Here is a 25,494-nt window from a genome sequence, read left to right as displayed (position 1 = left end):
GCAGGACGGGCCCCAGCGGAGGATCGCACATGACGCTGATCTTGAAATTCGCAGACTTCGTCGGGTGGTTAGCGTCAACGACCGCGCGAATCCTGCTGATCGCCGTTGTGCTGTTTTTGGTAACTCAGGTGACCCTGCGCTTCGGCTTTAATTACTCGCTGCCCTGGCCCGAAGAAGCCTCTCGCTACCTGATGATCTGGATCGTGATGCTGACCGCGTCGCAACTTGTCCGGTACAACGAGCTCGTTCGCGTCGACTTCCTCGACAAGCTCTGGCCCGCGAAGCTGCTGGTCTGGCGCAACGCGTTGTTTCGCGTCGTCATGATCGCGATGTTTTCGCTGATGACCTATCATGGATGGCTGCAGGCCGATTTCGCATGGCGCCGCACCACCGCCGCGCTGCAGATTTCCTGGTTCTGGCCCTATCTCTCGATCCCCGTTGGCTGCGCCCTGGTCGTGTTTCAGCTCGTCGCCGTGACCATTCGGGAATTCCTTACTGGAGCCGAGATCACCCCCCACATCGTCGAACTCCAGGAGACTGCCGAATGAGCCTCTCTCTCCTCCTCATCGTGGGTATCCTGCTCCTGCTCCTGCTGCTCGGGAGCCCTGTTATCTTCGCCATCGGTGTCGCCGCCATTTCTTATTTCTTCGTCGAACCGAACATGAGCTCGATGCTTTCGGTCGTCGTGCACAAGTTCTTCACCGGCATGGACGTCTTCATCTGGCTGTCGATCCCGCTCTTCGTCATCGCCGGCGAGATCATGTCGGCCACCAACATGACTGAACGGCTGCTGGGCTTCTCGCGCCTGCTGGTCGGGCGGCTGCGCGGCGGACTTGCCTATGTGAACGTGGTCGGATCGATGCTCTTCGGCGGCGTCTCGGGATCGGCCATGGCCGACATCGCGGCACTGGGGCCCGTCGAGATCGAGATGATGAAGAAGGACGGCTACGACCGCGACTTCTCGACCGCGCTGACCGTCAGTTCAGCGATCCAGGGGCCGATAATCCCGCCCTCGATCCCGCTCATCATGTTCTCCAGCCTCACCAATACCTCCGTAGCGGCCCTATTCCTCGCAGGAGCGGTGCCCGGCGTCCTGCTGGGTCTGGGGCTGATGGTCGTGGTCTTCATCATGGCGCGTGTCAGAAACTTCCCGGCCAATCCCATCCGCGATCTGACTGCTGCGAGGGCGTTCCGCATCATAGTGGATGCATTCTGGTCGCTTTTCATGCCGGTAATCATCATCGGCGGCATCGTCTCCGGCGTCTTCACCGCAACCGAGGCCGCAGCGGTGGCCGTGGCCTACGCGCTGCTGGTGGGCGTCTTCGCCTACCGCAACCTGTCGCTCAAAGAACTCTGGGCGATCCTCGATCGCTCGGCGCGGGTGACAGCCTCGATCTACCTCATCGTCGGCTTCGCCACGATCATCAGCTGGATTATGGCCAACGAACGCCTTCCCGACATCCTTGAAAGCTTCATCGTCGGACAGGACCTCGCCCCCTGGATCATTCTACTGGCGATCAATCTTTTCTTGTTGATCAACGGGCTGTGGATCTCAGACTCAGTGCAGATGCTGCTCTTTGCGCCGCTTTTCACCCCCATTCTCGCCGCTCTCGGCGTCGAGCCGGTCCACTTCGGCGTAATCATGACGATGAACATCATGATCGGCCTGCTGACACCGCCCTATGGCATGGCCCTTTATCTGGGATCCGCCGTCAGCGGCGTACCACTGGGGCGCATCATAAAGGCAAGTCTGCCGATGCTCGCCGCATCACTCATCGTGCTGATGCTGGTCACCTATGTGCCAGCGATCTCTCTCACCCTTCCCCGCCTTTTCGGCTTCATCAACTGAGGAAACGCATCCGATGACCACCGCACAAGACATTGCGGGTATGCTGCCTGCTACCATCACACCCTTCACGGCATCGGGCGACGTCAACTACGGCATGATCCCCCGCATCGTCGACCACGTCTTCGCGGGTGGCGCCAAGGGAATCCTGCCCATCGGCGGCACCGGCGAATACACCATGCTGTCGAACGAAGAGCGACGACGCGTGGTCGAGATCTCGGTCGAAGCAGCCAAGGGTCGCGGCCCGGTCATTGCCGGGCTGTTGTCACCGGGTTATGCGGACAACATGCTCGTGGCGAAAGACGCAAAGGCCGCCGGTGCCGATGCGGTCATGCTGATTCTGCCCTTCTACGCCACCGGCCACGACCAAGGCATGGCCGACTACGTTCGCCGCTTCCGCGACGAGATCGACATGCCCATCGTCTTCTACGAGATCCCCGGTCGCACCGGCGTCAGGATCGGCGTCGATCATATGGCCAAGCTCGCCGAGGAGGGCGTGATCATCGGCATGAAGTTCTCGGACACCGATCTGACCCGCTGCGCGCATCTTGCGGAACTCACGAACGAGAATTTCTGCCTGCTGGGCGGTCAGGAAGGGCTCATGACCTATCAAGCGTCGCTGGGCGCTCGCGGCGCGGTGCTTGCGGCGGCAAATCTCTTCCCGCGCTTTTGGAACCATGCGCTCCAGTTGGGCAAAACCGGACAAATCGCGGAGCTGGTCAAGCATATGGAGCTGGCCCGGCCGATGATCGACACCGCCTTCATGGAACCGAACCCGGTGCCACTGAAAGTCGGCATGAAGCTCATCGGCATCGACTGCGGCGAGGGTCGTCTGCCGCTGCAACCGCCGAGCAAGGCCACGGTCGACGCAGTGACGGCGCTGGTCGAGAAATTCAACGTCGAATGGGGCGTCAAAGAGTATGCCTAAGACACTGGCGCCGGACAGGACGGTCAGCGCTCTGCGGGAGATTGTCGGGCCCAAGGGCATCCTGACCGGCGATGACATGGCGGGTTACCTGACGGACTGGCGCGCCCGGTCCACGGGCACGGCGGAGTGCGTCGTGATGCCTGCCAGTACCGAGGAGGTGTCGAAGGTCGTGTCCTACTGTTCCCGGCACGCCCTTCCTCTCTATGTCCAAGGGGGAAACACCAGCTTGTGTGGCGGCTCGGTGCCCGGCAAGGTCGGAGGAGACATCCTCCTGTCAACCCGGCGCCTCAATGCCGTGCGCGAGATCGATCCGGTCAGCAACCTGGCGGTCGTCGAGGCCGGTCTTGTGCTGGCCAATCTGCACGAGATCGCCGAAAAACACGACCGTATTTTCCCGATGCACCTGGGATCGGAAGGCACAGCCCAGATCGGCGGGCTGCTGTCGACCAACTCAGGCGGCGTGTCCGCCGTGCGCTACGGGCCGATGCGCGACCTCGTGGCCGGGCTCGAGGTCGTGCTTCCGGATGGCTCGGTAATCTCGCGGCTCAACGGGCTGCGAAAGGACAACCGTGGCTTCGACTGGAAGCATCTCTTCATCGGCGGCGAGGGAACACTCGGCATCGTAACGGCCGCGGCCCTTAAGCTGCACACGAAGATGACCGCAAGGGCCGACGCGCTGGTTGCCATCTCCTCGCCTGCGCAGGCGACCGAGGTCTTCCGCGCCGTCCGCGACCGCTTTGATACGCGGCTGACGGCCTGCGAACTCGTCTCCGGAACTGAAGTTTCGCTGACATTGAAACACGTGCCGGGCCTACGCTTTCCGACGACTGACGTGCCCGACTGGATGGTGCTGATCGAACTGGGCGACACCGGCGGAGAGGAAGCATTGCGCGAAGGCCTGCAGGAATGTCTGGCCGAGCTTTTCGAGAACGGGACGATCACCGATGCCGTTGTCTGCCAGAATCTGCGCGAAAGCGAGGATCTGTGGAAATGGCGGCACTCCTTCTCGGAAGCCAACAAAAAGGCAGGCCACGGCATCGTCTTCGACCCCGCGCTGCGGGTGAAGTCGGTGCCCGAGTTTATTGAACGCGCCATCCCGGCCGCACTCGAGATGGTCCCCCTCGCGATACCGCTGACGGTCTGCCACCTGGGTGACGGCAATTCTCATCTCATCGTCATGATCCTCAAGGAGGATCTGCCGAAGATCGATGACCTGGAGGAACTCACGAACCGCATGTTCGAACGCATCCACGACATCGTCGCCGATCTGGGCGGGTCTTTCAGTGCCGAGCATGGCATCGGGCGCAAGCTCGTCGAGGAATTGGTGCTGCGCCAGCCCCCGGCCGAAATCGCGCTGATGCGCGCGATCAAGCAGGCGATCGACCCGACAGGCATCATGTCGCCGGGCGTGCTGCTTGGCTGAATGTATGGACCGTGCCTCGGCGCGGCCTCGACCTGAAACGAAGAGAGAAAACATGTACGACTTTACGGGCAAGATCGCGGTCATCACCGGCGGTGCCGGCGGTATCGGCGAGGCGGCCGCGGCAGGCTTTGCCCGCACCGGCGCCAAGGTTTACATTATGGACTGGTCGCAGGAGTCGCTCGATGCGGCTATCGGGCGCTTGTCGTCGCTGGGGGACGTGACCCCCATACAGGTGGACGTGACCGATCGTGCGGCACTTGACGCCGCCTTCGCGAAGATCGCCGAGGCCGGCGGGACGGATATCCTCGTGACTTCCGCCGCCATCGTAAAGACCGGCCGGATCCTCGATTTCGACCCCGAGACCTGGACGAAGATTCTCGACGTGAACCTCACCGGCACCTTCCACTGCTGCCAGATCGCCGGGCGCCAGATGAAGGCCAAGGGCAAAGGCCGCATCATCACCGTGAGCTCGGTCAACGGCCAGATCGCCAACACCGGGCGCGGAGCCTATTCCTGCACCAAGGGCGGCGTCGATATGCTGACCCGCCTGCTCGCCAACGAGTTGGGGGACAAGGGCATTACCGCCAACGCGGTGGCGCCGGTGCCGGTGGATACGCCCATGGTCCTTCAGGTGCACGGCCCCAAGGACCGCGCCATCTGGGAGGACCAGATCCCTGCGAAGCGCTATGCGAAACCGGAGGAAGTCGCCTCGGCCATCCAGTTCCTTGCCAGCGACGAGGCCGCCTACATCAACGGGCACATCCTGAACGTGGATGGCGGTTTCATGGCCTCGGGGGTGGTCCTGCGCGAGGAGTAACCCGTCTGGCAGTGCCGGGGCCTAATGTTCCGTAAGGCGGCGGATTTCAGATCACGCTGATCCCCTCGCCTCCGAGGATGCGCCGGACCGACCCTACGGCCGAGTGCGGCGTGTAGGCTCCCGTCACCCCGCCCAGCGATCGCGACGAAATTTGCAGATCCCAGTTCAGCCCCGGGCCGGTCACTTCGATTTGGTGAATCATCTCAGCCTGCCCCGGCACCGCTACGATCCGGCTCACGGTTTCATCGAAGCCGAGACCCGCCAGCGACACCGCCGCATGCACGTTCACGTTGCGGGGGAAACGATGGCAGGCCCCGCGCGCGGACCCCTCGTAGACAACCCCTTCGGCATCCGGATCGACCCCCAGGCTCTTGCCGCTCTTGGTCGTAGTGATCGTCACGCTTTCGATGAGCCCGCGCCCGTCCCCGATCCCGTCGAGCCCGAGCACGGCCCCATGCGGCACGTAGAACCGTCTCCCGCTCGCATGCGCAGCCGCCAGAACGGCGTCTTCGTTCGCACGATCCGCAAGTGCGGTGCTGCTGAAGGCGCAGAAATCCGCGCCAGCCAGCGCCACCGGGGCCAGCCGCGCCACGATCTCGGGCATGGCAGCTTCGATCACCAGGTCGACCGGACGCCGTAAGGCCTCTTTCTCGTCGCTGATCAGGATTCCGGCGGCCAATCCTTGATCGCCGCGCTTGCCGGCGTCGCGCACCAGCACGAAGGCGATCTCGACATCCGGTCTGGAGCGCAACTCTTCGAGGATCGCCTGCCCGATGGCGCCGGTACCGATCACGCCGACCCTTGTGATGCCTGTCATCAATGTCATCCCCTCATCGTTATTCCGCGGCGCGGACAAGGCGGTGGCGGGGCAGCACGTCGGCGAGGAACGCCGCCGCATAATCCGACGAAGCCACGTCGAAGAACATGTCCACCTGCGTAGCATCGCTCCCGCACAGGAGCACGGCATCGAGATGCATAGCACGCGTCTGTAGCACGCTCCCCACCGGAAAGGCACGTTCGCGCGTATCCGCTGCAGTGAGCAATGGCAGCGCGTCTCGCGTGCCCCGGCCGGTCAGACGCAGCCAGCACCAGCCCTCGTCGCGATAGGCATCGTACCCCTTCACTCCTTCAGCCGCCTCCCACGCGTCGCGCAGGGACTTCAAAGCTGCGCCGTCGCTCGGACTTGCAGGCAGCACCAGCGCCTCATCTTGGCCCAGTCGCGCGATGCGCAGGCGATCGCTCTCAGCAACTTTGTTCACGATGTCGGGCAGCGTGACACCCTGCGCCTTCAGCCATGCGGCTGTACCCGAGCCGCGTAGTCCGAAACGCGGCAGGGGCGAGAGGTCGAACACCATGTCGGCGCCCGGCTCTAGGGCGCCTGTCAGTGCGGGCAGCCGGTTGAGCGGCCAGTGGCGGTGACTGGCAAGCTGAGCGGTCATTCAAAGCTCCTGGCGTGTGTTGTCCGGGTCGTAGAAGGGAAGCGGGACCACCGGCGCTTCGACTTCGCGACCGGTGAAGGATCGGATGCGCAGCGTAGCGCCCGGCACCGCATCTTCCGGTGCCGCATAGGCCAGACCGATCCAACGATCGAGCGAAGGCGAATGTCCGAACGAGGTGACTTGCCCCACCGGATGGCCGTCACGCAGAACAAGAGCGGATTCGCCGACATCCGTCACCAGATCGTCCGGTAATGTGAAGCCGCAGAGCCGCCTCTTGTCACCGAGGCTGCGCCGCATCTCGACGGCGGGCTTGCCGATGTAGAAAGGCTTCTTCTTGGACAGCGCCCAACCCATGCCGAGCTCGTCCGGCGTGGTCAGGGCGTCGGTGTCCTGCCCGATGATGATATGCCCCTTTTCGAGCCGCAGGATTCGCGAGGCCTCGAGCCCATAGGGGCGCAGACCCAGCTCTTCGCCCGCCTCCAGCAACGCCCGCCAGAGCGCAACGGCGCGCGACTGCGGCAAGTGCACCTCGTAACTGAGCTCGCCGGTGAAGCCGATCCGCATTACCCGCACGGGCAGGCCCGCAAGCGTGCCTACACGCCCATGGAGGAAAGCGAAGCCCTCGCGCGAAAAATCGATATCGCTGCTCAACCGTTCCAGCACCTTCCGGGCATTCGGCCCGGTGAGATTGATAGCCGCAAAGGCCGGAGTAACGTTCTGGATGTCCAGATCCATTCCCCAGATGGTCTTTTGCAGCATCATCTCGGCAAAGACCCGGTCCACTGCGCCGGTGGTCGAGGTCACATAGAAGTGGTCCTCGGCCATGCGGAAGGCCACGCCATCATCCATGACCGAGCCCAACTCGGTCAGCGACAGGCAATAGCGCACCCGTCCCACGGGCTGTTTCGCGTGGGCCATGGTGTAGAAGCGGTCGAGGAACGCCGCAGCCGACGGCCCGCGCAATTCCAGCTTGCCCAGGGTCGAGACGTCGAGGATCCCAGCCGCCTCGCGCACTATGCGGATCTCGCGGGTGACGCCGTCGCGGAAGCTCTCGCCGCCGCGATAGAGAAAGGGCCGCCACCATGTGCCCACGGGCTGCATCTGCGCGCCCGCGGCAAGGTGTTCACCCTGTAGGGCGGTGTGGCGGTACCGTTGGGGTGTGGTGTCGGCCAGCAGACCCAGCTTTTCCGGCCCAAAGGGCGGGCGCGAGGTGGTTATGCCTACATCGGCCAGGGTCCGGCCGGTCTGCCCGGCGACGATCCGCGCCGTGGCCAGCGCCGAGTGCCGCCCTTGCGAAGGACCCATGCCCACCGTGGAATAGCGCTTGACCAGTTCCAGTTCGCTGTAGCCGTCGGCCACCGCGTTCTTGATGTCTTTGGCCTGCAGGTCCTCGTCGAAATCCACGAAATCGCGACCCTTGGGGTGGTAGTTCACCTGCGGAGCGCGGCGCCAGCCTTTTTCGGGGGCGATGGTCTCGGCGGGCAGCCGGGTCAGCCCCAGCCCGGCGGCGGCCCGCTGCCCGGCGATTTCGCCGCTGCGCAGCACGCGGATCAGGTTCGAAAGCCCATCGGCGGCCCCAGCAATATGAACATGTGCGGGCAGCCCGGTGATGGCGAATGTGGTGCCACTGGCATCAGACGACAGGCGCGCCCCGGCCTGCAGCGCAAGCTGATAGCCGGGAGTATAGCCCCCCGCAACAACCAGCAGGTCGCACGCCTCGGTCCGCAAGCGGTCGGAACTCAGGCGGATATCGACCGCCTTCAGGTGCAGTCCGCGCCTTGTACCCCTGGCCTCCATGATGGAGGCCCCGCGAAGTACGGTCAGGCCACGCCGCGCCAGATCCAAATCGAAACCGTCGCGGTCCTCCGTTTCGGGATCGATGATGGCGGCAACCTCGACGCCTGCGTCCTGCAGGTCGAAGGCGGCGAGATAACCGTCACGGTGTCCGGCATAGACCACCGCCCGCTCTCCGGGACGCACACCGTAGTGTCGCATAAGCCGCTGCACGGCGGAGGATACCATGACGCCGGGCAGGTCATTGTTGCGGAACACCAAGGGCTGCTCATGCGCGCCAGTGGCGAGCACAAGCTCGGCGGCACGGACACGGATGAACCGGTCGCCCCGGACGATCGGTATCCAATTGTCATCGAACCGGCCGTTGCAGACCGCGTCGCAAAGAACCTCGATACCCGGCTCGGCGTCAATCTGTGCACGCAGGTCCGCAAGGATGCCTTCAGCCTCGGCATGATCCTCGGCAAAGCGCGCATAGGTCAGCGCGCCGCCCAGCTCTGGCTCGCGCTCGACTAACATCACTTGCGCGCCCGCGCGTGCCGCCGCCAGCGCCGCCGAAAGGCCCGCCGGTCCAGCACCCACGACCATCACATCACAATGGCGCGTCTCCTTCACATATCGCTGCGGTGCGGGCGCGAGGCTGACCGTGCCAAGCCCCGCCGAGTTCCGGATGATCGGTTCCCAGAATTTCAGCCACGCGCCTTTGCCTGGCGAAAAAAACGTTCGGTAGTAAAAGCCCACGGGCAGAAAGCGGCCCAGATGGTCGATGACGCGGCCCCGGTCGCGCAGGAGCGTGCCACGCAGATTGACCGGCATGACCGCCATACCGTCCGACACGGCACGGATATCCGCGCGCACGTTCGGTTCGTCGCCGATCTGGACCAGCGTGTTCGCATCCTGCCCGGCCATGGTCAGAATGCCCCGCGGGCGGTGATACTTGAAGGAGCGCGACAGAATCCATTCGCCTTTTGCTGCAAGCGCGCTGGCGATTGTGTCGCCGGGGTGCGCTTCAATCCGGCGCCCCTCGAATGTGAAGCTGATGCGCTGGCTCCGGTCGATGCGGCTTCCCCAGCCGCCGCCAAGTCTCTCAGTCATTCAGCACACGATGCCTTTGTGGTCCCTGCGCCCTTGAGGTAGGTGCGGAGGATCTCGTCCGTATTCAGATGGCGTTCGGCGATGAAAACCGTATTGGACGGCGTATGCTGCCACCATTCGCGCAGCACGCCCATCGGGTTCGGCGCAAAGAACAGATGCTCCACCAGCGCGCGCCCTTCGGGCGCCTCATCGTCGCGGACCGGACCGAGCCATTGGAATTCCGCGATGTTTCGGGGCCCGTTCACCGGGCAGGTCATCACTTTCATGACTTCGCTCCTCAGTGTCCGGCCGCCGTTGCGCCCATTTCGTTCAACAACTCGAAGCGCTCGAAGCGCTCCAGCGTGAAGGGCCGCAGGATCTCGGGAACGCAGCCCGTGGCGATGGTTTCGGCCATGCGCTTGCCGGCGACCGCCGTCGCCTTGAAGCCCCAGGTGCCCCAGCCCGCGTCAAGCCAGTAGTTGTCAAGCGGCGTCGCGCCCATGATCGGGCTGAAATCCGGCGTGATATCGGTGATCCCTGCCCATTGGCGCATGATCTTGACGTTGTGCAGGCAAGGGATGAGTTGCAGCGCCCCAGTGGCCAGCGCCTCCTTCTGCGGCAGGCTCGATCGGGTCGAGGCAAGCTGATAGGGGTCGGTGCCGCCGCCGATCACCACCTCCCCGCGCGAGGACTGCACGAGGTAGGTATGCAGGTTCGACGACGACAGCAGGATGTCGAGAAACGGCTTCAGCGGCTGGGTCACCATAGCCTGCAACGGGAAACAGCGGATGGGCAGCGGAATGCCTGCCATCTCACCGATGCGTCCGTTGAGACCGCCTGCTGCTTGGAGCACCTGCCCCGCGATGATGGTGCCGCGGTTCGTATGCACCTCGGTCACGCGGGCGCCGCGGACCGCCATACCTGTCACCTCGGTGCGCTGATGGATCTCGACGCCTTTCTCGGCCGCGCGCTTGGCATAGCCCCAGGCCACCGCGTCATGGCGCGCCGTGCCGCCGTCCTCGTGCCAGAGCCCGCCAAGCACCTCATGTGCACCACCCTCGTCCAGGTTCACATGCGGACATATCTCGCGCACTGTCTTCGCATCGACGACCTCGATTCGGGTGCCCATGTGCTTGCCCATCTCGGCGCGCAGCCGGAAGCTGCGCATCGCACCGTCGGAATGCGCAAGGGTGAGCTGCCCGCGCTGCGAAAACATGATGTTGAAGCCCAGTTCCTGGGACAGGTCTTCGAAAAGCTGCACGCCTTCCTTGTAGAAGGCGATGGACGGCGGGGTCAGGTAGTTCGAGCGCACCGTAGTGGTGTTCCGTGCGGTGTTGCCTCCCGCGAGATAGCCTTTGTCCAGCACCGCGACGTTGTGAATGCCGTGATAGTTCGACAGGTAATAGGCCGCCGCAAGCCCATGCCCCCCGCCGCCGATGATCACGACATCGTAGGACCGGCGCAGATCCGGCGTGGGCGGGATGTCCCGGAAGGATCGATGTTCCCGCCGCAGCCCGTATTTCAGTAGTTCAAGTGGCATTCGCAGACCTCGTTTGCGTACCGCAAACTCACCGGGACTGGCGCCTGCCTGCAAGAAATGGAACTTTACCCCCAGACCTCGTTTTCGTAATGACCTCAAAAAGAGATCGAGGAATATTATGCGAACTTTGCCTCACCTCACTTATCTTCAGGCCTTCGAGGCCGCCGCCCGGCATCTCAGCTTCAGCCGCGCCGCCGAAGAGCTGAACTGCACCCAATCGGCGATTAGTCAGCGGGTTCGTGCGCTCGAGCAGCATCTCGGACGGCCGCTGTTTCACCGGCGCCGCAACGGACTCGAACTGAGTGAAGTAGGTCAGGCCTACCGCCCCGGCGTAGCCGAAGCACTGGACGTACTCGAAGCGGCGACGCAAGGGCTGGTAGGGGCTCGGGCGCAGCGCACGGTCACCGTGTCCGCGCCGGTTTCCTTCGCATCGATCTGGCTGGCGCGCAATCTGAGCGATTTCCAGGCCCGCCACCCCGAGATCGAGGTGCGGCTGAACAGCACGATCTGGACCGATCCGAACGTCGACCTCGCGGATCTGAGCATCGCCATGGTGGATCGGGTGCAGCTGACGCCCGACATGACGCCTCTGGGCCGCGAGCGTATGGTGCTAGTCGCCCCTCCGCGTGAATCCTTGCCCGCTCCCGGCGAAAGCCTGTCAGACTGGGTAAACAGGCGACGGCTGGTCTATATCCAGGGCAAGCACCAACTCTGGGAACGCTGGGCCAAGGCGATGGCGGTGCAACTGGCGCCACAGCGCGCGCCGGTCAAGGTCGACAACACCACAACAGCACTCGAAGTCATCGCCGGCTCCGGCGGGTTGACCGTGGCGTTCTCGACCCATGCCGACCCGATGATAGCTGCGGGCCGCCTGTCGGCTCCGGCGGGACAAGGGGCCGGGACCTCCCTGGTCCATGTAGCCGCCTTCAATACGCAACGCCCGGTAACGCCATCGGCGCGCAAGTTCCACGCCTGGCTTACACAGAGTTTTGCCGCTGGCTGATCTCAGCCAGCGTCGGTCCCCGCAGTCAGCTTCGGCACCTCCGACGCCCGTTTGGTCGGTGCAGAGAAGAGCAGCCTTTGAAGTCGCCCGCGCGACAGCGCTTCATGCTCGATTGCCAGCGCCTCGGAACGGTCCTGATCGCCGTTGCGGATCACCTCTACCATTTCTCGGTGCTGGCGACAGGTTTCCTGAAGATGTGCCTCGGTGTCCTTGTCCAGCGGCTTGCCGGGGATGCGCCCCTCGTGCTGCGAAAAGGCCGCCCGGGCAAGGCGGAAATTGCCGATCAGCGCGTGTTCGTAGAAGCGCTGGAAATATCGGTTGTGCGCGGCCTCGGAGATCGCGAGATGGAACGCCAGGTTGAGTTCGGAGCGTGCCATGCCGTCTCCCAGTTCGATACCGTTTTCGAAAGCCTTCATCGCCTTTTCGATTTTCATGAATTCGGCGGCGGTGCAGTTGGATGCCGCGAGCCGGTGGATCATCCGGCTCGAGACCAGCAGTGCCTCGCCCAGCCGTGGAATCTCGTCGAAATCAAGCGGAGCCACCCGCACGCTGCGTCCATCGCGGATCACCAGGTCGTCGGCAATGAGCTGGATGATCGCCTCGCGCACGGGCGTCCGCGACACCTCCATCGCCTTGCAGAGCGTCGCCTCGTCGATGATCGAGCCGGGGCGCAATTCGAGCCGGAGGATGGCCTCTCGAATCCTCTCATAGACCTTGCTTCCGTCACGTACCCGCTTGTCGACCATGCCGAATCTGCGCTCTTTCACTGCCGTGCTCCCGTCACGCTAAAGAGCCTGTGGGGAGAACTCAAGAGGCCGGCTGCGGACGGAAACGCGCCCTCGCGTCGAAGTAATCCTGCCCGAAAGGCGCGCATCAGACCGGTTCGGGATGCGCATCCGCGCGAGCGAAGCGCTCGGCAAAGACGGTCCGGTCCATGTTACCACCGCTCAGCACAACCACAGCGCAGCGCCCCAGCAGTCGCAGCCCTCCCGATAACAGTGCCGCGAGACCCACCGCCGCACCCGGTTCGACCACGAGCTTCGCCTCATCGAAGAGCAAGTTCACGGCGGAGATCACCTGCGCGTCGCTCACCACCAGTCCGCCCGCAAGATGCGCCTTCAGGATCGGAAAAGTCAGCTTGCCGGGAGTTGCCGTGAGAATAGCGTCGCAGATAGACACCGCGCCCTTGACGTTCTTCACCCGCTCGCCCGCATGGAGCGATCGGCGCAGGTCGTCAAAGCCCTCGGGCTCGGCTGCGTACAGTGAGGTGGAAGGCGACAATGAGGCCATCGCCGTCGCTATTCCGGCCAGCAGGCCACCGCCGCCCGCCGGACACGTCAGCACATCAGGCACCACATCCAGGGCGGCACATTGCTCGACGATCTCGAGCCCCACCGTCCCCTGCCCGGCTATGACGCCTTCGTCGTCATAGGGCGGAACCAGCATCGCGCCGGTCTTTGCCTGGATGTCAGCGGCGATTTTCTCCCGATCGTCGTTGACACGATCATAGGTGACGACCCGCGCACCCAGCCGTTGCGTGTTGCGCATCTTGATGGCGGGCGCATCCGAGGGCATCACGATCGTCGCGGTCATGCCGAACGCCGCGGCTGCGGCGGCTACGCCTTGCGCATGGTTCCCCGCCGAGTAAGCGACGACCCCGCGCGCACGCTCCTCATCGCTCATCATGGCGATGCGGTTGAAGGCACCTCGGAACTTGAACGACCCGGTGCGCTGCAACGGCTCGGCCTTGAGCAGTACCCGTCCGCCGGCCATCTCGTTGAGGACACGCAGTTCCAAAAGCGGTGTTGGGACTGCGTGGCCGCGCAGCCGTCCGCTTGCGGCTTCGATATCCGAAAGGTCGATCATTGGCTGCTCTCGCGAGGGTTCACAGGAAGGAGGGTAGCCACAACACGATGTCGGGCCAGATGGTCAGGATTGCGGCGGCAAGACACATGAGCATGAAAAACGGTGCCGCATAGACCGCCACCCGCAGGATCGAGACGGTGGTGAGATTCTGCAGGATGAACAGGTTGAAGCCCACTGGCGGGGTGATCTGGGCAAGCTCGGTCATGACCACGAGGAAGATGCCGAACCAGATCGGATCGAAGCCCGCGGCGGTGATCAGCGGCAGGGTAATCGGCAGCGACATCACTGTGATGGAGATGCCCTCGAGGAACATGCCCAGCACGATGAAGAACACCGCCAGCACCGCTATCAGCTCGTAGGGCGACAGCTCCAGATGCGCGATGTAACTGGCCACCTGCTGGGGCACATGCAAATATGCCATCGCGGTCGACAGGAACGACGCGGTGATCAGGATTGCCACTATCATGCAGCTTGTGTGGACGGCGGCGCTCAGGCTGTCGCGGATTACCTTCCAGCTGAGCTGTCGCGTCACAAGAGTCAGCAACAGAGTTGCTCCAACACCGACAGCGCCCGCTTCGGATGGCGTGGCAAGCCCGCTGTAGATTGAGCCAAGCACCATCAGCACGAGCGCCAGAACCGGTAGCAGCAGCCAGAGCCCGCGCAGGATGTCGCTTATCGCTGAGGGCACGCCATCGGAAGGCGCAAGGCTTTTATCGAGGACGCAGCGCAGCCCAATATAAGCTGAGAACATACCGGCGATGAGCACTCCCGGGACCACACCTGCTAGGAATAAGCGTGAGATAGAGACCTCGGCCAGCACGCCATAGACGATCAGAACGACCGATGGCGGGATCAGAAGGCCGAAGCTACCGGCTCCGGCTAACGATCCGTAGTTGAGCGAGCGGTTGTATCCGCGGCGGTCCAGCTCATGTGCGGTAATCTTGCCTACGGTCGCCGTGGTGGCGGCGCTCGACCCGCAGATCGCGGCGAAGAGCGCCGAGCCGAGGACATTGGTGTGAAAGAGCCGCCCCGGCAAGTGATGCACGATCGGCGAAAGCCCCTCGAACATGCGGCGCGAGACATCGGTACGCAGCAGGAGTTCGCCCATCCAGACGAACAGAGGGATGGCTGCGACCTCGGCCGATGTGGCACTGCGTATGACAAGCGTGGCCATGATCCGCCCGATACGCATCGGATCCATATCGAGCAGGAAGTAAAGCGAGCTGCAACTGACCAGCAGAAGCCCGGCAAAGACCCAGACGCCTGCGCCCAGAAACAGGACGATCAGCCCCAGGGTGATGACGGCAACGAGGATCGGATCCATACGCTTTACCCTTCGAGCGGCGTAGCGTCGGGTTTCATTCCCGAGATCGCGGTTCGGATGATGGTCACGACGAGTTGCAACAGAAACAGGACGAGCCCGGTGAGGATCACCAGGTCGATTATCCAGGTCGGCACCGCCATGATCGAGGGGCTGACGGAGCCACGCTCGAGGTTACGTTGAAAGGTGAGCCAGACGACATATGTGAGACCCGACATGACAAGACCCGTCGCCACGAGGCAAGACAGGTCCAGGATCCTCTGGCCCAGGGGCGGCAGTGCGACGATCAGCAGGTTCACGCGGACGTGGCGTCGTTGGTAGAAGGTTTCAGCGAGCCCGAAGAACACCATCCCCGCCAGTGCGTAGCCGACGAACTCGTTCATTGAGTAGGTCGACGTCCTGAAGAAGACGCGCAGCATGATCTCGAGCATGATGTGCAGCATCATGTAGACGATCAACACCTGCGCAATCAGTCTCCCGAACGCCGCAAGCCGCTCGGTCATGATTTCAATCCATTGGAACATCGACGCCTCCTGCTATCGGGAAGGGAACCAAAGGTCCCCGAGCAGCACACTGTGAATGTCGCCCGGGGGCGGCGGTTCACTCCGCAGCGGCTTTGGCGTATGCGTCGAGCACCTCTTGTCCTTCAGCACCGACCGTTTTAAGCCAGTCGGCGTAGACGACCTCGCCAGCCTCGCGAAGCTCGGCGGCGAATTCCGGCGAGATCTCCTTTGTAATGGTCATGCCGTGACCTTCCATCTCGGTATAGAGTTCGTCTATACGAGTGCGAAGCTGTTCCCAGCCGGTGGTTTCGGCATATTCGGCGGCCGCCAGGATCCAGTCGCGCTGCTCATCGGTCAGGGCCTCCCACTCGTCGCGGTTCACATGGATCATGTTGACCGACTGCGAGTAGTTGATGGCTGTGAAATCGTCGAGAAACTCCCAGAAATTGGCACTGGCACCACCATCGGCCGAGGTCAGCACCGCCTCGATACCGCCGGAGGCCAACTGAGGTACTACATCGCTCCAGCCAAGCTGTACTGCATTGGCGCCGGCCTCCTTGAGCGTTCGGGTGCCCGAAGCGTCCCAGGCGCGCACGGTGAGGTTGTCAAGATCTTCAAGCGAGGTGACCGGCATCTTGGCCCAGATCCCCGCGGGCGTGAAGGGCACACCAAATAGCAGCACCTGGTTGTTGCGCTCAAAAGCTGCCGCGTAGGCCGGACGCGCCACCTCCCAGAGGGTATGAGAGGCATCGGTGTCGGCCGCGAGGAAGGGCAGCGATGGCAGCAGGAAGATGGGCTCGATCCCAGCCACCTGTCCGATCGAGGTGCTGGCGATAGGCAGAAGACCGTCGCCCACCGCGTCGAACTGTTCCAGCGAACCGTAGCCGATGGAACCGCCGAAATGGTTGGTGATGCTGATCTCGCCACCGCTCAATTCCTCGACCTTCTCCGAGAAAACCTTTTGCGTCTGGCCGAGCATGGTTTTCTCGCCATACTCGGTAGCCATGTCCCAGCGGATTTCCTGGGCCACGGCCGAGGTTGCGATCGCGACGAATCCCGCCGCAAATGCGATTGCCTTTGCCTGAATGGTCATAATTCAATCTCCCATTTCATTGCTTCGGTTGGTCTTATTGTTTGTTCCGGCTTATTTCGTGCCGGCGTTCTGCTCAGCCCGCTACCCGTGCGGGCGCCGCAAATTGCGGATAGTTTTCCTTCAACCAGCGTTCCGAGAATTTGCCCGAAGCGCGATCGGCTTCGAAAGCTTCACGGCTGCGCTCTACAGGATCGCCGTAGCCTCCGGCTCCCGGTGTCTCCATGACCGCGGCTGCATCGGGGGCAAGGCGCACCTGGCTGGCCTTGGGTGCAAGCTGTGTTTCGGTTCCGTCGTCACCGCGAACGTAGAAGCGACCCGCTGCGCCATCGCACCCGCCAAAAAGTCCCCAGGGCCGGTGGCGGAAGCGTTCTCCGACTCCGTTGAACTCGCAGACGTGGCCCACGGGGCGGATCACCCGGCGCATCCCCAGCCCGCCGCGATATTTGCCCGCACCGCTGCTGTCGATGACCAGGGCGTATTCCTCGACTCGCAGGGGGTATTCCAGTTCAATCGCTTCGACCGGCAGGTTTGAGGTGTTGGTGATGTTCACCTGTACTGCATCCTTGCCGTCATGGGTGGCCCGCGCGCCCATTCCACCGCCCAGGGTCTCGAGATAGACGTAAGCCTGCCCGGTGCGCGGATCGATGCCCGCGAAGACCGCGCTGGTGTTAGCGCCGTTGGTGGCGGCGACGACCTTGTCCGGCACCGCCTCGGCCAGCGCCCCAAAGACGCAATCCACCACCCGCTGGCACGAGTTGGCGCGCATCGCCACCGCCGCAGGAAAGACGCAGTTTACGAAGCTGCCGGCCGGGGCTTTGATTTCGATGGCATCGAAGATGCCCTGATTGTTGGCGACTTCCGGGTCGAGCAGCGCCTTCAGCCCGAAGCAGACGGCAGCCTGAGTGGCGCTCCAGGTCATGTTGAAATTGCCGGGGACTTGAGGATCGGTACCGTCAAAGTCGAAGCAGATGCTTTCGCCCGACTTGGTGATCTTGAGCGCGATCTTTATGTCGAGCGTGCCGCAGCCGTCATCATCCATCAGGTCCTCGAACCGGTATTCGCCATCCGGCAGCTTGGCAATGGCGGCGCGCATGCGCATCTCGGTGCGCGAGACGATCTCATCGAATATCTGCGCCAGCACGTCGCTGCCGAGATTCGCAATCATCTCGCCCAAGCGGAAAACGCCGAGACGGCAGGCGGAGATCTGTGCATTCAGGTCGCCCCGGCGCTCGTCGGGCAGCCGCATGTTCAGAAGCAGCAGTTCCATCAGTTCCGTGTTGAGCGTCCCAGCGGAATATAGCCGCATGATCGGGATGCGCAGACCTTCCTTGTATATCTCGTCGAGCCCCCCCGACATGGAGCCCACGGCGGCGCCGCCAACATCGGCGTGGTGGATGATGTTGGCAACGAAGCCCAGCAGGCGGTCGCCGTCGAAAACCGGCATTGCCATATTGATGTCCGGCAGGTGCGTCCCGCCAGCCACGTGCGGATCGTTTGCGAGGAACAGATCGCCTGGTCGAATCGTGTCACCATATTTTTGCACGATCCCTTCCAGCAGGCCCGACATGGAGGCGAGATGGATGGGCAGCGCCATCTCGGCCTGCACCACCAGCCGGCCGGTGGCGTCGGCAATGGCGGTGGAATGGTCGTGACGCTCCTTTACATTGGTCGAGAAGGCCGTACGCATGATGCTGATGAAGCATTCGTCGGCGACGGATTTCAGCCCGTTCCAGGCAATCTCGAGCGCGATCGGGTCCAGTGTGCGGTCAGTCATTAATTCAGGTCCATGATCATGTTGCCGGCCTCGTCGATCCGCATCGTGGCATCGGGCGGAACGATGGTCGTGGTGTCGAGCTGGGTTACAATGGCGGGACCGGAGAAGCTGTCGCCTGGCTTCAGTCCCACACGTTCGATTAGCTTCGTGTTGCGGTAGCCCTCGCCGAACCAGACCTGGACGGTCTTCGCCTTGCCGGTCTCGGCCACGGGTTTGTCTTGTGCACGATCGTTGCGGCTGAGATGCGCCAGCACGCGCAAGCGAGCGTTGACGATCTCGACTGGCGCCGCGGGGTCGTAGTGGCCGAAATTGCGCTCATAGGTCTCGAAGAAGGCTTGAGCCAGCGCGTCGACATCGGGCAACGCCACACGCCCCTGCGCGTCGACCGTTGCCTCGATCTCGACCGGCAGCTCGTAATTCTGGCCGACATAGCGCATGTCCAGGAACAGCATCAGTCGTTCGCCCTGCGCGTCCACCGCCTCGGTCTTCAGCCACGCCTGTCCTTGTACGAACAGTTCCTGCACGACCGCTTCAAGCTCCGCGACGCCAGCCGCGAGCTTGAGGTGACAACTTGTGACGAAATCCTCCTGTAGGTCCGCCGCGATGAGCCCATCGGCACAGAGGATCCCCGGCGCCTCGGGCACCAGCACCTGCTTCATGCCGAGTGCACGTGCGACCTCGGCGGCGTGAAGTCCCCCTGCCCCGCCAAAGGACATGAGTACGAACTTGCGTGGATCGTAGCCCTTTTCAACCGAGATGGTGCGAATTGCTCGCACGATGTTCGAGTTGACGATTTCGATGATGCCCATTGCGGCGGTTTCAAGCCCGATGCCGAGCATGTTGGCTATGGGTCTTAGCGCATCAACTGCCAGATCACGCCGCAGGGAAAAACCGCCGCCGACCAACTCCTGAGGGAGTCGGTTGAGAACGGCATTCGCGTCCGAGACCGTGGGCAGCGTGCCGCCGAGATTGTAACAGGCAGGCCCCGGCACGGCGCCAGCGCTTTCAGGACCGACCTTCATCAGCCCGTCATTGGCCAAGGTCGCGATGGAGCCACCCCCCGCACCGATGGTGTGGATGTCGACCATGGGCAGACGGATGCTGAATCCCGAGATGTCGCGGGAGCGCGCGATGGAGGTGCGCCCGTTGCGGATCAGGCAGACATCGCTCGATGTGCCACCGATGTCCAGCGTGATGATGTCGTCGAATTTCGACAACGCGGCCGAGCGCGCCGCTCCAACCGCACCCGCCGCAGGCCCCGACAGCGCCGTGCGCACCGGGTAATCCGCGGCCTTTGCTGCCGACATAAGCCCACCGCTCGACTGGAAGATGCCGAAGGCTGCTTTTGGCGCGGCATCGCCCACATTGTTGCGCAGACGATCGATGTAACGGCTGACCTCAGGCTGGAGGAAGGCGTTGATCAGCGTGGTCGAGAACCGCTCGTATTCGCGAAACTCCGGCTGCACCTCGCGCGAGACCGAAACCAGCAGATCGGGGAAGGCCGCGCGTAGCGCCTCGGCCAGCTTCCCCTCGTGAGCGCCGTTGAGATAGGAGAAGAGCAGGCAGACTGCGATACCCTCGATCTCGGGATGCTCCCGCAACTCTGCGATGAGCGCGGCAATGGATTCGTCGGTCAGTGGCCTGACGACTTCGCCTCGCGATCCGATGCGCTCGTCGATCTCGAACCGCAGCTCACGCGGGGCCAGCGGTGCCGGGTTGTCGAGTTGCAAATCGTAGAGGTGCGGACGGATCTGCCGCCCGATCTCGAGCAGATCGCGGAAACCCCTGGTGGTCACGACGGCGACCCGTGCACCGCGTCGCTGGAGCAGCGCGTTGGTGGCAACGGTGGTGCCATGAGCGAAACGGGTGATCGACGCAGGGTCGATGGCGTGCTTCTCGACCAGTTCGGCGAGACCGTCGATCACAGCACGGCCCGGATCGTCCGGGGTGGACGGCCTCTTATGAATGCGCACCTGGCCAGTCACGAGATTGCGCGCGGAAAAATCGGTGAAGGTTCCACCGACATCGACCCCGACCAGCCATTCCCCCTGCAAACCGTTGGCGTCCATAACCCTCTTCCTCAAGTCAAAGATTGACCGCAAGTCTTGTATCCATTTTGGATACTGTCAATAGGGATTAACACGCGAGACCGAATGGTCGGATTTTTTGCTCGCGCCCGGAAAGCCTCATGATCTCGATCAGTTCCCATGTGTGAGCTGCTGCCCCGATACGGTCCATTCCCTGAACCTCAGCGGCGCTGACCATGGTATTATCCACTGTCATTTTTGCGCATGGTGCCCGCCGCTCTGCGCTGAAGTATTCCGATGCAGCCATTTCTGCGCCCGACCTCGGCATCGCGAATGGTTGCAGGGTCAACACCCCTGACTTGCACCTGCGGATCTAACTTGTTGATTTTATTACATTGGTGTTTTGTGCGGGTTGTTTTCCGAAAACAAAACTTGAGCGCGCTGCTCGCAGTTGAGGCGGTTCATCTCCTGCGTACAGGCCCGCACCGCCGATGCGACGGACTCAGCCGAGACCAGCCGATCCTGAAACTCATCCCGATGCTCACGCCGAGACCGGCGTGACGGCCGCGGCCTCCGTTCCCGCGAATCACAAGCCAATCGACCTCGCCGCATTCGACTGAGTTCCTCAACTGTATCGGCCAAAACAGACCGATACAGTTGAGGAACCCGGGCGCTGCAAGCGAACGCTGAGTTCGACACGCTCATCGTCTGGACATTATCCGTGTCGAACATTGGTAGTTGGAGGGTCGCAAGTCCGCTTGGTATCTTATGGTGCCGCCAGGGACCTATAGAGTTCAAGCCGGGGTCCCGGCTTGTCCCTACTTAGATCCAGTTCGCGGCGAAGACGCGGATCAGGTTCTCGCCGAGTATCTTGCGGATATCCTCGTCCTTGTATTTCGCCCGCGCCAGCGCCTCGGCAATCGTATGGGTGGTTTCAGGTGTCTCGAGCCCCGCGATATGCTTCAAGGGCGGCGTCGGCCAGGTTTTCGGGTCCCATGTGCCGCTGCTGACTTGGTGATGGTACATCGCCTGCTGGGCTTCCATCGTGGCATGGGGCGCATGGCCCCAGTAGTGATCGATACCCAGCGAAATGTGATCGGTCCCCACCTCCTCGGCGATGAAATCGGCATGACGTACGAGATCGTCTACGGTTGCGCCGCGTTCGCGGGAGACGAAATACTCGCAGCCGACCAGGCCGACCGTCCCGCCCTTTGCGGCCACCGCGCGGATCTGGTCGCGCTTGATGGCCCGCGCATTGGGGAGCACATCGTACACATTGGAATGCGAGAAGATCGGCGGCTTTCTGGTCGCCTCGATGGCCTCAAGCGTCGTGCGGTGGGATGTGTGCGACAGATCGACGACAATGCCATGGTCGTTGAGCGCAGCGATCATCCTGCGCCCGAAATCGGTCAAGCCGCCGTCCTCGGGCACAGTGCAGCCGTCGCCCACCGGATTGCGCCGGTTATAGGTCAATTGCACGACCCGCAGACCCAGCGCGTGCAGGATGCCCAGGCGCTCAGTCTTGAGCCCGATGGGAATCGAATTCTGGAAGTGCATCAGGAGACCGAGCTTGCCGGCCTGCTTGGCGATGCGGAAGTCCTCAACCGTGCGGATCACCATCAGGTTTTCGCGGTCGCGGTGGATGAATTCATACATGCGCGTGAACAGGCGCAGGGTCTCGTCGAAATCATGGTCGATCGCCACGGTCGGGCCGACGACGGTCACGCCGCCCTGGCGGTACATGCGGAAATAATCAGAAATATCGTCCTGTTCGGGATCGAGCAATGGCGAGACGAGGTCGATCACGATCGAGTCGTCATAGACGGGATGGGACATGAAAGGTCTCCTTTTGGTGGTACAGGCGCATCGTCGGGCAGAGAAGACCCGAGCGGTGCTCGAACGGTGCGGTCAAAGCCCGATGGCTCAGATGAGCGAGGGGATGAAGGTCACGAGCGCGGGGAAAAGCATCATGATGACAACCCCGATCAGGACCAGACCCACGCTTTTCCAGGCAGCCGAGAAGATCGTTTGGATATTCACGTCGTCGGCGACTGCATTGAGGGTGAACAGGTTGTAGCCGAAGGGAGGTGTGTTCGATCCAATCGAGAGGAAGACGGCAAAGAGCATCCAGAACCAGACCGGGTCGATCCCATACGATTGCATGATCGGCTGGAAGATCGGCACGGCGAGCAGAAGGTACGCGATCTGGTCGATGAACATGCACATCGCGAAGGACACCGCGAGCACACCCAGCGTGAACACCAGCCCGTTGATCGGCAGATCGGTAATGCTCTGAACCAGGCCGGAGGTAGCGCCCGAAAAGGCAAGGAGCTGGGTGTAGAGCGTCGAGGAGACGATCACCACCATCATAACCGCCGTGACGGTGACGGCCGACTTCACTGCCGCAATGACCATTCTAAGACGCAGCTTGCCGTAAAAGGCGGCAACGGCCAGCGAGGCGAGCACGCCGGTGGCGGCGGCCTCGGTCGCGGTGGCAACGCCGAGCAGGATAAAGCCCATCACCGAAAAGATGACCAGCCCGAAAGGCAGGCACTGCGCCAGGCCCGCCAACTTTTCCCGGGCCGTGACATGCTCGACCTCCTCGTCAGCGGGAGCTAGATCGGGATTGGCGCGGACCGAAAACGCGATGAAAATCGCGAAGATTATCGCCATCAACAGGCCCGGAAGCAGTCCGGCCATCAGAAGTTTTGCGATCGAAACGTCGGCGACCGAGCCGATAACCACGGCCATCGTGCTGGGTGGGATGATCGGGGCCAGAGACGCGCCTGCGAGAATCATCGAGACCGATAGCTTCTTGTCATAGCCACGCTGGAGCATGGTCTTGAGCGCGGTGTTGCCAAGCATTGCCGTCACTGCGATGGCCGAGCCCGAGAGCGCGCCAAAGACGGCCGATAGCGAGATGATGAAATAGTAAAGGCGTCCCTTCACCCGCCCCATCACCTTGCTCAAGGCGTCGAAAAGCACGTCGACCGAGCCAGACCGGAACAGGACTTCTCCCATGAGAACAAAGAGCGGGATCGCTGCAAGACTGAGCGAACTTGCGCTGGAATAAATGCTGTTGACCAGCATCCCGTAACCGGCCGGCCCGATCATGAGCAAGGTGCCCACGACGTTGAGCGAGAGAAAGGCGATGAAGATCGGCACGCCAAGCAAAAGCAGGGTCATTAATATCGCCAGGGCGATAGGCAGAAGAAAATACCATTCAATGGTCATTGCGCGTCATCCCGGACGAAGGGGAGGCTCAGAACGTGAAGCGCCGAGCTCAGGAACCCCCAGGCCATGAGGGCAAGAAGCGGCCATTTCGGAATGGCGATAGACGAGGCCGTCTGTGTGCCCCGCAGAAACTGCTTGTGCGCCTCGATCCCGGTGATCCAGGCGACAGCTCCGAGGATGATGACGGCAAGCACGAGCGAGACCGAGGTGACGGCCTTTTCGCCCGCCGGTCCCATCTTTCGCAGCAGGATGTCGATGCGCACGTGGCCTTGCTTCATCGTCACGTAGGGCATGGCCAGGAAGATCACCGCCAGCGCGCAGACCGCGATCACGTCCTGTGACCAGGTGGAGGGAGCATTAAGGAAATAACGCCGCGCGACCTCGATGTTGAATACGGCAGTGAACAGCACGAGCGCCGCCCCGGCGACGGCGAAAGCGACAACCGTCACGTTCCTGTGAGCGCGGATGAGGAACTGGATCAACGGCATCGGCGGACCTTTCTGGACGGCGGGACCCTGATAGGGTCCCGCACGGCGCTATGCGTGAGGCGCTGGCTTATTCTGCCGCCGGGGTCATCCCTTTCGAGGCGGCAAAGGACCGAAACGCCGCGGATTCCGCGCCGGCCTTCTCGTCGCCAAGTGCCCAGACACCTTCAGCCCAGAGGTCGTTGAGCTGACTGGCGACCGCGTCGGTGTAGTAGGTCGGCTTCATGCCGGCCTCTTCCATCAGCTCGCGCTCGCGGTCGTTGAGGTCGGTGTAAAGCTCCGTGGTCTCATTCTCGACCTCGATGGCGGCCTGCTCGATGATGGACTTGGACTCGTCCGAAAGACCCTCCCAGGTATCAAGGTTCATGAGGACCACGGTCCCGGTCTGGCCATAGGACGGCTCGGTCCAATAACCGGCGACTTCACTGAGCTTGTAGTCAGTCACCCCGACCACGCTCCAGGCTGCCCCGTCAATCAGTCCGGCCTGAAGGCCCGGATAGATTTCGCCGCCCGACATCAGGACCGGCGCACCGCCCAAGGTCTCGACCAAGGCGTGATAGGTTACGTTCGCGCGCAGCTTGAGGCCTTTGAACGGCGTGTCGGTCTCGGGCAGCGGATCCTTGGTAACAAAAAGAAGCGAATTGGTGCCTTGCGGGGGCATGGCGATCAGCTTGAGCCCGTGCTTCTGATAGTATTCGTCGAGATAGTCCCAGACGCCGGTTTCGCGGCGTTTGGTTGGGTCGGGGTCGATGGCGTCGATGGTAACGCCCACGCCGGCATTACCCGAGAAATAACCCGGATGCGCAAACAGCATGTCGAAGGCGCCCGCCTGGACTGGTTCGAATTGTTCAAAGGTGGGCACGACTTCCGGCCCGTTGGTCGAGAAGGTGATTTCGCCTTCGCTGGCGGTCTCGATCTTTTCGAGCAGGGGTTCGAGCATGGTCGTGTTGAACACGAAATTCTGATCCCACGCCGAAAGGACACGAAGGTTCTCTGCCGCCGCCGGGGTGGCAACGAAGGCCGCGACCGAGGCGTAGGCGATGAGTAAGAGCTGGGCTTTCATATGGAGGCCTCCCTGTTGGCAAGTTGTTCTGGTTCGACCGCCTGCCGCGACAGGAACTGGTTGGCGGCCGTCTGGCTCGTGCGATTGCCTGTCACGTCTCTGGTCCAGCCCGAGACGGGGTTCCATTCACGTCAAGATGAAAATAATTCTTGATTAAGTAAACCGAATTCTACAAAAAAACTTGTTATTATGAGTCATAAAGCTGCCCTATGGATCCGGTGTAACACCTTGAAACACATCGGCCCGCGCAAAAGCGCGGGCCTATGA

22 protein-coding genes are annotated in these 25,494 nt (G+C 62.5%); 6 read left to right on the top strand and 16 right to left on the bottom strand.

All coding sequences use genetic code 11. The features are described 5' to 3' along the window. Positions 1-29 precede the first annotated feature (29 nt). The 5 genes from GPJ75_RS23305 to GPJ75_RS23285 are packed head-to-tail and all read left to right on the top strand — an operon-like array spanning position 30 to position 5,014. Positions 30-548 carry a TRAP transporter small permease gene (locus GPJ75_RS23305; protein WP_163271874.1) on the top strand — a complete coding sequence of 173 codons (519 nt, stop codon included), beginning with the start codon at positions 30-32 and terminating at the stop codon, positions 546-548. Then, a complete protein-coding gene (locus tag GPJ75_RS23300) occupies positions 545-1,849 on the top strand; it encodes a TRAP transporter large permease (RefSeq protein WP_163271872.1) in 1,305 nt (434 codons plus the stop codon). The genes GPJ75_RS23305 and GPJ75_RS23300 overlap by 4 nt, the downstream gene beginning before the upstream one ends. A 13-nt stretch (positions 1,850-1,862) precedes the next feature. Then, positions 1,863-2,774 (top strand): dihydrodipicolinate synthase family protein, encoded by a 912-nt coding sequence (locus GPJ75_RS23295; protein ID WP_163271870.1) that lies wholly within the window; start codon positions 1,863-1,865, stop codon positions 2,772-2,774. Continuing rightward, positions 2,767-4,197 carry an FAD-binding oxidoreductase gene (locus GPJ75_RS23290; protein ID WP_163271868.1) on the top strand — a complete coding sequence of 477 codons (1,431 nt, stop codon included), beginning with the start codon at positions 2,767-2,769 and terminating at the stop codon, positions 4,195-4,197. The genes GPJ75_RS23295 and GPJ75_RS23290 overlap by 8 nt, the downstream gene beginning before the upstream one ends. A gap of 52 nt (positions 4,198-4,249) precedes the next feature. After that, complete coding sequence (locus GPJ75_RS23285) at positions 4,250-5,014, top strand: SDR family NAD(P)-dependent oxidoreductase (protein ID WP_163271866.1); 765 nt, start codon at positions 4,250-4,252, stop codon at positions 5,012-5,014. Between the two features lie 46 nt (positions 5,015-5,060). On the opposite strand, the gene GPJ75_RS23280 is transcribed toward GPJ75_RS23285, so the two are convergent. The 5 genes from GPJ75_RS23280 to GPJ75_RS23260 are packed head-to-tail and all read right to left on the bottom strand — an operon-like array spanning position 5,061 to position 10,858. Further along, on the bottom strand, positions 5,061-5,831 hold the full coding sequence (locus GPJ75_RS23280) for an aspartate dehydrogenase domain-containing protein (RefSeq protein ID WP_163271864.1): 771 nt from the start codon (positions 5,829-5,831) through the stop codon (positions 5,061-5,063). Between the two features lie 19 nt (positions 5,832-5,850). After that, positions 5,851-6,453, bottom strand: coding sequence for an aminomethyltransferase family protein (locus GPJ75_RS23275; RefSeq protein ID WP_163271862.1), 603 nt, complete (start codon positions 6,451-6,453; stop codon positions 5,851-5,853). After that, positions 6,454-9,339 (bottom strand): 2Fe-2S iron-sulfur cluster-binding protein, encoded by a 2,886-nt coding sequence (locus tag GPJ75_RS23270; protein ID WP_163271860.1) that lies wholly within the window; start codon positions 9,337-9,339, stop codon positions 6,454-6,456. Then, the gene (locus GPJ75_RS23265) at positions 9,336-9,605 is read right to left on the bottom strand and encodes a sarcosine oxidase subunit delta (RefSeq protein WP_163271858.1); all 270 of its coding nucleotides are present in this window, start codon (positions 9,603-9,605) and stop codon (positions 9,336-9,338) included. Before GPJ75_RS23265 ends, GPJ75_RS23270 begins: the two co-directional genes overlap by 4 nt. An 11-nt stretch (positions 9,606-9,616) precedes the next feature. Then, complete coding sequence (locus tag GPJ75_RS23260; RefSeq protein WP_163271856.1) at positions 9,617-10,858, bottom strand: FAD-dependent oxidoreductase; 1,242 nt, start codon at positions 10,856-10,858, stop codon at positions 9,617-9,619. A 118-nt stretch (positions 10,859-10,976) separates the two neighbouring features. On the opposite strand from GPJ75_RS23260, the gene GPJ75_RS23255 reads away from it, so the two are divergent. After that, positions 10,977-11,861: a LysR family transcriptional regulator gene (locus GPJ75_RS23255; protein ID WP_163271854.1), complete on the top strand. Its 885-nt coding sequence runs from the start codon at positions 10,977-10,979 to the stop codon at positions 11,859-11,861. Positions 11,862-11,863: 2 nt separating this feature from the next. Here GPJ75_RS23255 and GPJ75_RS23250 read toward each other — a convergent pair whose 3' ends face one another. The 11 genes from GPJ75_RS23250 to dctP form a co-directional block, all read right to left on the bottom strand. Next, positions 11,864-12,607: a GntR family transcriptional regulator gene (locus GPJ75_RS23250; protein ID WP_163271852.1), complete on the bottom strand. Its 744-nt coding sequence runs from the start codon at positions 12,605-12,607 to the stop codon at positions 11,864-11,866. A gap of 127 nt (positions 12,608-12,734) precedes the next feature. Then, positions 12,735-13,727: a threonine ammonia-lyase gene (locus GPJ75_RS23245; RefSeq protein ID WP_163271850.1), complete on the bottom strand. Its 993-nt coding sequence runs from the start codon at positions 13,725-13,727 to the stop codon at positions 12,735-12,737. Positions 13,728-13,746: 19 nt separating this feature from the next. Continuing rightward, positions 13,747-15,051: a TRAP transporter large permease gene (locus tag GPJ75_RS23240; protein WP_163271848.1), complete on the bottom strand. Its 1,305-nt coding sequence runs from the start codon at positions 15,049-15,051 to the stop codon at positions 13,747-13,749. Positions 15,052-15,056: 5 nt separating this feature from the next. Continuing rightward, positions 15,057-15,572: a TRAP transporter small permease subunit gene (locus GPJ75_RS23235; RefSeq protein WP_163271846.1), complete on the bottom strand. Its 516-nt coding sequence runs from the start codon at positions 15,570-15,572 to the stop codon at positions 15,057-15,059. A 76-nt stretch (positions 15,573-15,648) separates the two neighbouring features. After that, complete coding sequence (locus GPJ75_RS23230; RefSeq protein ID WP_163271844.1) at positions 15,649-16,644, bottom strand: TRAP transporter substrate-binding protein; 996 nt, start codon at positions 16,642-16,644, stop codon at positions 15,649-15,651. A gap of 73 nt (positions 16,645-16,717) precedes the next feature. Then, positions 16,718-18,418: a hydantoinase B/oxoprolinase family protein gene (locus GPJ75_RS23225; protein WP_163271842.1), complete on the bottom strand. Its 1,701-nt coding sequence runs from the start codon at positions 18,416-18,418 to the stop codon at positions 16,718-16,720. Beyond that, positions 18,418-20,487, bottom strand: coding sequence for a hydantoinase/oxoprolinase family protein (locus tag GPJ75_RS23220; RefSeq protein ID WP_163271840.1), 2,070 nt, complete (start codon positions 20,485-20,487; stop codon positions 18,418-18,420). The genes GPJ75_RS23225 and GPJ75_RS23220 overlap by 1 nt, the downstream gene beginning before the upstream one ends. A 780-nt stretch (positions 20,488-21,267) precedes the next feature. Then, positions 21,268-22,281 (bottom strand): dipeptidase, encoded by a 1,014-nt coding sequence (locus GPJ75_RS23215; RefSeq protein WP_163271838.1) that lies wholly within the window; start codon positions 22,279-22,281, stop codon positions 21,268-21,270. An 87-nt stretch (positions 22,282-22,368) separates the two neighbouring features. Then, the gene (locus GPJ75_RS23210; protein ID WP_205602620.1) at positions 22,369-23,679 is read right to left on the bottom strand and encodes a TRAP transporter large permease subunit; all 1,311 of its coding nucleotides are present in this window, start codon (positions 23,677-23,679) and stop codon (positions 22,369-22,371) included. Beyond that, complete coding sequence (locus tag GPJ75_RS23205; protein ID WP_163271836.1) at positions 23,676-24,167, bottom strand: TRAP transporter small permease; 492 nt, start codon at positions 24,165-24,167, stop codon at positions 23,676-23,678. The genes GPJ75_RS23210 and GPJ75_RS23205 overlap by 4 nt, the downstream gene beginning before the upstream one ends. A 67-nt stretch (positions 24,168-24,234) precedes the next feature. Then, a complete protein-coding gene (gene dctP, locus GPJ75_RS23200) occupies positions 24,235-25,227 on the bottom strand; it encodes a TRAP transporter substrate-binding protein DctP (RefSeq protein WP_163271834.1) in 993 nt (330 codons plus the stop codon). Positions 25,228-25,494: the final 267 nt, after the last annotated feature.

This window comes from Chelativorans alearensis (genome assembly GCF_010993735.1).
In the GTDB taxonomy this organism is placed as follows: domain Bacteria; phylum Pseudomonadota; class Alphaproteobacteria; order Rhizobiales; family Rhizobiaceae; genus Chelativorans; species Chelativorans alearense.
This window is presented reverse-complemented; position numbering and strand designations above follow the sequence as displayed.

Coding starts and splice junctions, on each gene's coding strand:
- GPJ75_RS23305 (WP_163271874.1), top strand. CDS start 30: ATGACGCTGATCTTGAAATTCGCAGACTTCGTCGGGTGGTTAGCGTCA.
- GPJ75_RS23300 (WP_163271872.1), top strand. CDS start 545: ATGAGCCTCTCTCTCCTCCTCATCGTGGGTATCCTGCTCCTGCTCCTG.
- GPJ75_RS23295 (WP_163271870.1), top strand. CDS start 1,863: ATGACCACCGCACAAGACATTGCGGGTATGCTGCCTGCTACCATCACA.
- GPJ75_RS23290 (WP_163271868.1), top strand. CDS start 2,767: ATGCCTAAGACACTGGCGCCGGACAGGACGGTCAGCGCTCTGCGGGAG.
- GPJ75_RS23285 (WP_163271866.1), top strand. CDS start 4,250: ATGTACGACTTTACGGGCAAGATCGCGGTCATCACCGGCGGTGCCGGC.
- GPJ75_RS23280 (WP_163271864.1), bottom strand. CDS start 5,831: ATGACAGGCATCACAAGGGTCGGCGTGATCGGTACCGGCGCCATCGGG.
- GPJ75_RS23275 (WP_163271862.1), bottom strand. CDS start 6,453: ATGACCGCTCAGCTTGCCAGTCACCGCCACTGGCCGCTCAACCGGCTG.
- GPJ75_RS23270 (WP_163271860.1), bottom strand. CDS start 9,339: ATGACTGAGAGACTTGGCGGCGGCTGGGGAAGCCGCATCGACCGGAGC.
- GPJ75_RS23265 (WP_163271858.1), bottom strand. CDS start 9,605: ATGAAAGTGATGACCTGCCCGGTGAACGGGCCCCGAAACATCGCGGAA.
- GPJ75_RS23260 (WP_163271856.1), bottom strand. CDS start 10,858: ATGCCACTTGAACTACTGAAATACGGGCTGCGGCGGGAACATCGATCC.
- GPJ75_RS23255 (WP_163271854.1), top strand. CDS start 10,977: ATGCGAACTTTGCCTCACCTCACTTATCTTCAGGCCTTCGAGGCCGCC.
- GPJ75_RS23250 (WP_163271852.1), bottom strand. CDS start 12,607: ATGGTCGACAAGCGGGTACGTGACGGAAGCAAGGTCTATGAGAGGATT.
- GPJ75_RS23245 (WP_163271850.1), bottom strand. CDS start 13,727: ATGATCGACCTTTCGGATATCGAAGCCGCAAGCGGACGGCTGCGCGGC.
- GPJ75_RS23240 (WP_163271848.1), bottom strand. CDS start 15,051: ATGGATCCGATCCTCGTTGCCGTCATCACCCTGGGGCTGATCGTCCTG.
- GPJ75_RS23235 (WP_163271846.1), bottom strand. CDS start 15,572: ATGTTCCAATGGATTGAAATCATGACCGAGCGGCTTGCGGCGTTCGGG.
- GPJ75_RS23230 (WP_163271844.1), bottom strand. CDS start 16,644: ATGACCATTCAGGCAAAGGCAATCGCATTTGCGGCGGGATTCGTCGCG.
- GPJ75_RS23225 (WP_163271842.1), bottom strand. CDS start 18,418: ATGACTGACCGCACACTGGACCCGATCGCGCTCGAGATTGCCTGGAAC.
- GPJ75_RS23220 (WP_163271840.1), bottom strand. CDS start 20,487: ATGGACGCCAACGGTTTGCAGGGGGAATGGCTGGTCGGGGTCGATGTC.
- GPJ75_RS23215 (WP_163271838.1), bottom strand. CDS start 22,281: ATGTCCCATCCCGTCTATGACGACTCGATCGTGATCGACCTCGTCTCG.
- GPJ75_RS23210 (WP_205602620.1), bottom strand. CDS start 23,679: ATGACCATTGAATGGTATTTTCTTCTGCCTATCGCCCTGGCGATATTA.
- GPJ75_RS23205 (WP_163271836.1), bottom strand. CDS start 24,167: ATGCCGTTGATCCAGTTCCTCATCCGCGCTCACAGGAACGTGACGGTT.
- dctP (WP_163271834.1), bottom strand. CDS start 25,227: ATGAAAGCCCAGCTCTTACTCATCGCCTACGCCTCGGTCGCGGCCTTC.